At 70.0% G+C, this 6,154-nt stretch carries 8 protein-coding genes; 4 read left to right on the plus strand and 4 right to left on the minus strand.

Features of this window, described 5'->3' with window-relative positions; translation table 11 throughout:
* Window positions 1-28: 28 nt before the first annotated feature.
* The 3 genes from Val02_RS45385 to sp36 form a co-directional block, all read right to left on the minus strand.
* Window positions 29-1,141: a cyclic nucleotide-binding domain-containing protein gene (locus Val02_RS45385; RefSeq protein WP_203905590.1), complete on the minus strand. Its 1,113-nt coding sequence runs from the start codon at window positions 1,139-1,141 to the stop codon at window positions 29-31.
* Window positions 1,142-1,414: 273 nt separating this feature from the next.
* Window positions 1,415-1,879 (minus strand): RidA family protein, encoded by a 465-nt coding sequence (locus Val02_RS45390; protein WP_203905591.1) that lies wholly within the window; start codon window positions 1,877-1,879, stop codon window positions 1,415-1,417.
* 79 nt (window positions 1,880-1,958) lie between these two features.
* Window positions 1,959-2,126, minus strand: a complete 168-nt coding sequence (sp36, locus tag Val02_RS45395) for a Sp36 family protein (protein ID WP_203905592.1) — start codon at window positions 2,124-2,126, stop codon at window positions 1,959-1,961.
* Between the two features lie 72 nt (window positions 2,127-2,198).
* Between sp36 and Val02_RS45400 the strand changes: the two genes are divergently transcribed.
* From Val02_RS45400 to bagB, 3 genes are read left to right on the plus strand one after another with little or no spacing between them, the layout of a single operon-like run.
* Window positions 2,199-2,690 carry an Rv0361 family membrane protein gene (locus Val02_RS45400; RefSeq protein WP_203905593.1) on the plus strand — a complete coding sequence of 164 codons (492 nt, stop codon included), beginning with the start codon at window positions 2,199-2,201 and terminating at the stop codon, window positions 2,688-2,690.
* Window positions 2,691-2,723: 33 nt separating this feature from the next.
* The gene (gene bagA / locus Val02_RS45405; protein ID WP_239153823.1) at window positions 2,724-3,686 is read left to right on the plus strand and encodes an ATPase BagA; all 963 of its coding nucleotides are present in this window, start codon (window positions 2,724-2,726) and stop codon (window positions 3,684-3,686) included.
* 52 nt (window positions 3,687-3,738) lie between these two features.
* Window positions 3,739-4,863, plus strand: coding sequence for an ArsA family ATPase (gene bagB, locus Val02_RS45410; protein ID WP_203905595.1), 1,125 nt, complete (start codon window positions 3,739-3,741; stop codon window positions 4,861-4,863).
* Between the two features lie 40 nt (window positions 4,864-4,903).
* On the opposite strand, the gene Val02_RS45415 is transcribed toward bagB, so the two are convergent.
* Window positions 4,904-5,212 carry a WhiB family transcriptional regulator gene (locus tag Val02_RS45415; RefSeq protein WP_203905596.1) on the minus strand — a complete coding sequence of 103 codons (309 nt, stop codon included), beginning with the start codon at window positions 5,210-5,212 and terminating at the stop codon, window positions 4,904-4,906.
* Window positions 5,213-5,649: 437 nt separating this feature from the next.
* Between Val02_RS45415 and Val02_RS45420 the strand changes: the two genes are divergently transcribed.
* Window positions 5,650-6,154, plus strand: a 505-nt coding sequence (locus tag Val02_RS45420; protein WP_203905597.1) for a transglycosylase domain-containing protein, incomplete at its 3' end; no start/stop codon positions are given.

The following is a 6,154-nucleotide window of genomic DNA, read 5'->3' on the forward strand; positions in this document are numbered from 1 at the left end:
TTCGTGCCGGCCGATCGGATAGTCGTGGCTATCCGACGCCTTCCCAGCCTGGTCGGCGCGCGGGTCGGGTGCCCGTGAGACACATCCAGCCGATCATCCGGGACTCCTTCTCCCGGATCCGCACCCGCTCGAACTCCTCGGCGACGAGATGCGGCGAGTGGCGCACGAAGTTGTCGAAGACATAGTCGGAGGCCATCACGCCGAGATCGGCCTCGGTGGCGAGCATCCGTTCCTTCATCCGCGCCGCTTCGGCGAGCCGGGCGGTGTAGACGATGGCGGTGCCGGTCAGCCCCTGCCGGTCCACGGCGATCGGTCCGACGTGCACCGCCATGCGTAACCGGATGTAGACGGGCGGCCCGGCGCGGCGATTGTGGCTGTGCAGCAGGACGGCGAGCATCCCCATCATCGGGTGCAGCACGGCTGCGGTGGAGTGCTGCGGCGGCACCACGGTCAGGATGCCGTCGCCGCGCCCCTCGTGATGGCACTCGTGCCAGGGCACCCCCGCTTCCGTGAACGACTCCTGCAGCATCTGCGCCAGCGCCTCGCGGATCAGCGTGCGGTCGCCGTCGTTGCGGCGCGGGTCGCCGAAGCCGGCGATGTCGGTCAGGACGATGGTGCAGTTCAACGGCTGTGACGCCGGCCGTTCGGGAAACGCGGGCGGGCGCGGGCCCATCGGGACGACGGCCGCGGCGCCGTCGCCCTCGGGGGTGCCGTGCGCGTCCTCGATGCGGCGTTCCCGCTCGGCCCGGCGCAGGGTCCAGAGCATCGACGGGTGGCGCTCGATCAACGCGGCGAACGCGCCCGGCGGGACCACGAGCGCGATGACCCGTTCGACCGTGACGACCGAGGCGGAACGCGTGTGGCCGACGAGTGCGGTCCGCTCGCCGATCAGGTCACCCGGACCGCGCACGGCGACGAACTGGAGCCGCCCGCCGATCCGCATCCTGACCCTGACCCGGCCGGAGATGATCACCATGACGTCCGACGTGGGATCGTCCTGATGACAGAGGTACGCCCCGGCCGGGTAGTGCTCCTCACGCCCGCTCGCCAGGAGGTCACGCCGCGCCTCCGGCGACAGCGAACCGAGGAAGCTCCGCCGCGCGGGTCTCTCGCAGCGCATCGGTGTACCGATGTCGGACACGTGCCTCACCCCCACGCGCACGACGACAAGCAGTCGGTCGACTCGCGTACCGACTCGTCGCTTTCAGACAACAAGCGTTTGAACGATGGTCGTACGGCCGAGTGCATTACGTCTATCACCAGAAAGGCAGAACGCGTTCTGCTATGTGGCTGTCGGCAAACGTGTCGGCCAAATCCGCAGCCAGTGGCCCTGGGAGCTGGCACCGCCGCACGAAAAATGGCACGCGAAATGCCGCGCGTACCGGTAAGCACGCGCGGCACCGAGAAGAGCGATCTAGGCGGCGACCTCGACGATGGCCTCGACCTCGACCGGAACGCCGCGCGGCAGTTCGGCCACGCCGACGGCGCTGCGGGCGTGCGTGCCGGCCTCGCCGAGCACCGCCGCGAAGAGTTCGCTCGCGCCGTTGATCACCTCGGGCTGACCGGTGAACCCGGGAGCGGAGGCGACGAAGCCGCCGACCTTGACGACGCGGGTCACGTTGTCCAGCCCGACGAGCGCGTCGACGGCGGCGAGCACGCTCAGCGCGCAGGTCCGCGCCCACGCCTTGGCCTCCTCCGGCGTGACCTCGGCGCCGACCTTGCCGGTGGCCGCGATCTTGCCGTCGACGATCGGCACCTGGCCGGAGACGTACACGTGGTTGCCGCTCCGAACGGCCGGCACGTAGGCCGCCTGCGGCGCGCTCACCGGCGGCAGCGTCAGGCCGAGCTTCTCCAGATTGGCCCGCCAGTCGACGCTCATGCCCCCGCCTCGCTTCGCTCACCGGCGCCACGAGGCGCGAGCCGACAGTGCCCCGTGGTTCGCTCCCGCAAGCGTCCGCTCACTGTCCGGCCTCTCCGCGGGGGCGCTTCAGGTACGCGACGAGGTTCTCCGCGTTGGGGCCGGGCACCACCGTCACCAGCTCCCAGCCGTCCTCGCCCCAGCTGTCGAGGATCTGCTTGGTGGCGTGCACCAGCAGCGGAACCGTCGCGTACTCCCACTTCTGCATGGTCAGCACATTAATACGTGCGCCGCGCGGTACACGCGCCGAGCCCGGCCCGGCACACTACGCTGGGTCGACGTGGACACACCGACAGCCACCGACGAGTCCCGTCCGCGACGGCGCCGCCGCGGCATCCTGATCGCCTCGCTCGCGCTCCTGGCGATCGTGGTGCTCTGCGGCGGGGGCGGCACGATCGCGTTCTTCGCGCTGCGTTCCTCGGGCGGCGAGGGCCAGGCCTCCCCACTGGCCGCCACCTCGAACTTCCTCAACGCCGTGTACAAGGAGAAGAACGCCGCCAAGGCCGGCCGGTACGTGTGCGCCGCCGCGCGCAGCGAGAGGTCGATCGACCGCAAGGTCGACGAGGTGGCCGAGTACGAGCGGCGCTACGCCAAGGCACCCCGGTTCACCTGGGACGAACCGACCGTGGAGAGCACCGGCAAGAAGGCGGCCACGCTCTCGGTCACGATCCGCTTCGCCACCGACGACGACCGCGCGGCCACCCAGCGGCTGGAGATCACCGCCGTCGACGACAACGGCTGGTTCGTCTGTGATGTGAGATCCGTGTCCTGAGCACGGTCCCGCCGCGGGGATACGGTGTGGAACGTGGCTGACAACAAGCGGGGGGCGGGCTGGCCGGCCCGGCTGCACGTCGTGACCGGCAAGGGCGGCACCGGCAAGACCACGGTCGCCGCCGCCCTGGCCATCGCGCTGGCCACCGGCGGCCGGCGCACCCTCCTCGTCGAGGTCGAGGGGCGGCAGGGCGTCGCGCAGCTGTTCGGGCTGGCGCCGCTGCCCTACGAGGAGCGCAGGGTCACCGGCACCGCCGACGGCGGGGAGGTCCGGGCGCTGGCCGTCGACGCCGAAGAGGCGCTGCTGGAGTATCTCGACCTGTTCTACAAGCTCGGCATGGCCGGTCGGGCGCTGCAGAAGGTGGGTGCGGTCGACTTCGCCACGACGATCGCGCCCGGACTGCGGGACGTTCTTCTCACGGGCAAGGTCAAGGAGGCGGTGAGCCGCACGAAGGACGGCCGTCGCGTGTACGACGCGGTCGTGCTGGACGCGCCGCCGACCGGCCGCATCGGCAGGTTCCTCAACGTCACCGCCGAGACGGCCCGCCTGGCGAAGGTGGGCCCGATCAAGACCCAGAGCGACGGCGTCGCCGCCATCCTCCGTTCGCCGATGACTTCCGTGCACGTGGTGACGCTGCTGGAGGAGATGCCGGTCCAGGAGACGGCCGACGCCGTCGCCGAACTGAGCGGGCTCGGCATCCCGATCGGCCGCGTGATCGTCAACGCCTCCCGCGCGCCGCGCCTGGTCGGCGCGAAGCTCACCCCGGCCGAGGTGAGGCGCGGGCTCAAGGAGGCGGGGCTGCCCGAGGACCGGGAGACGGTGGCCGGCCTGGTGGCCGAGGGCCGCGCCTACCAGACCCGGCTGGAGGTGGAGTCGACGCTGCGCGCCGAACTGGGCGAGATCGGCCGCCCCGTGGTCGAACTGCCCGCTCTCCCCGGTGGTATGGACCGTGCCGGGCTCGACCGACTGGCGGAAATCCTGTTGAAGGCCCTGTGACGAGATCGTCGCGCCCGGCGTCGCGGCGGGTACGGCGGTTACGCTCGCAAGTGTGTCGCGTGACAGATCCGCGCCATCCGGCGGCAAACTGTTGGACCTCGACGGGATTCTCTCCGACCCGGCGATCCGCACGGTGGTCTGCTGCGGCGCGGGCGGGGTCGGCAAGACCACGACCGCGGCCGCGCTGGCGCTGCGCGCCGCCGAGAAACACGGTCGCCGCACCGTCGTGCTCACCATCGACCCGGCCCGCCGGCTGGCGCAGTCCCTCGGGCTGACCGAGCTGGACAACGTTCCGCGCAAGGTCAGCGGGGCCTCGGGCGAGCTGCACGCCATGATGCTGGACATGAAGCGCACCTTCGACGAGGTGGTGCTCACCCACACCGACCCCAAGCGGGCCGAGGAGATCTTCGCGAACCCGTTCTACCAGGCCATGAGCAGCACCTTCGCCGGCACGCAGGAGTACATGGCGATGGAGAAGCTGGGCCAGCTGCGGGCGCGCGACGAGTGGGACCTGATCATCGTGGACACGCCGCCGTCGCGCAGCGCGCTGGACTTCCTGGACGCGCCGGCCCGGCTGGGGCGGTTCCTAGACGGGCGGATGCTGCGGATGCTGCTGGCGCCGGCCCGCGCCGGCGGGCGCAGCGTGTTCAGCCTGGTGTCGGCGTCGTTCAGCATCGTGGGCAAGACGGTCACGAAGATCTTGGGCACGCAGCTGCTGGCGGACCTGTCCGGGTTCGTGTCGGCGCTGGACTCGATGTTCGGCGGGTTCCGCGAGCGGGCCGAGCAGACGTACCGGGTGCTGCAGGACCGGGAGACGGCGTTCCTGCTGGTGGCGGCGCCGGAGCCGGACGCGATCCGGGAGGCGGCCTACTTCGCCGGGCGGTTGGCGGCCGACCGCATGCCGCTCGCGGGGCTGGTGCTCAACCGTGTGACGACGGTGTCGGCGCCGGCGATCGGGTCCGCCGGGGCCCGGGCCGCGGCCGACGAGACGTCCGCGCCCCTCTCGGACCTACTGCTGATTCACGCGGAACTTGCCGAGCAGGCCGAACGGCAGGCCGAAGTCGCGAGCCGCTTCTCCACGGAGTTCCCGGAGGTGCCGGTCGCGACGGCAGCGGCACAGCCCGCCGACATCCATGACATCGACGGCCTGCGCCGGATCGGCGACGAGATCTGCTGAGGGGCCGTTCACGCGACCCCTCAGCAGACACGTCAGGGGGTCAGCCCCCCATGGGGACAAGCTCCTTGTCCCGCGACCCCTTCTCCCGCAGCGCGGCCTCGAACATCCGGCGCCAGCTCGTCACGTTCTGGTGGCGGCGGAGCAGAGCACGGCGCTCACGCTCGGTCATGCCACCCCAGACGCCGAACTCGATCCTGTTGTCGAGCGCATCAGCCAGGCACTCCATCCGCACCGGGCAGCTGCGGCAGATGCGCTTGGCGACGTTCTGTTCGGCCCCCTGCACGAACAGAGCATCGGGATCCCCGTTCCGGCACGCAGCCAGGCTCGGCCAGTCGACGACCATCCCCATGTTCGCAATTCCCCCCTAAGTACTCCCCCAAGTGCGCCCGGAGCCGATCCCCCTGCCGTGCCTACCCAAACCACTACCGATCCCCCCGATAATGGTCAAAGCGGGCGCGTGACGGCGCCGGACGACGGACCCGCCGGTCGGGTGACCCACGGGCCCGCGAAGAACATCATGCTCTGTAGTCACTCGATTACGCAACGCTGTTGCACCAGGTTAACCGCCCTTTTGCGTTCCGCCAATGCCAGGCGGAGGGTCATCCGGAAGGTTTCTAGAAGTCCCGCCCTGAGAGTGATTTGTCCAGAAAGTTAGCAATCTTGGCTCGAAACTGGAGCAGAATTGCGCTTGAGGACCAACCAGGCGCCAGGGTTCGTGCGTTTAGCACAACGACGGTGCGTCCAGCAGGACGCGGCCGCTTCGATGTCGTCACGTACCCTCAGGCGGTGACCTTGCTACGCAACAGCGACCGAAGTTTGCTGTCCAATGCCGCATCCTTGCTGGTCTGCGGCTTGCTGGCGGGTCTCGTCGTAGCCGCCGCGGCCTTCCCCGCAGTCGCCATGGGCGGCCTCGCGGCGAGGGCCGGCGCCGAAACTTTCGACAGCCTTCCCACCGATCTCGACGTGCTGCCGGCACCGCAGATCAGTGAGGTCTACGCGAGCGATGGCAAAACGCTCCTCGCGTACCTTTACGACGAAAACCGGCACGACGTTCCGATCTCCGAGGTCGCGCCGATCATGCGTGAGGCCCTGGTCGCCTCCGAGGACGCCCGGTTCTACGACCACAACGGCGTGGACATGAAGGGTGTGGCGCGCGCGTTCGTCGCCAACCAGCAGTCCGACGGGGTGGCCCAGGGCGCCTCGACGCTCACCATGCAGTACGTGCGTCAGGTCATCGCCTACACGGCCAAGACGCCGCAGCAGGTGCTGGCCGCGACGGAGAAGACGCCCT

The organism is Virgisporangium aliadipatigenens, assembly GCF_016863615.1.
Taxonomy (GTDB): domain Bacteria; phylum Actinomycetota; class Actinomycetes; order Mycobacteriales; family Micromonosporaceae; genus Virgisporangium; species Virgisporangium aliadipatigenens.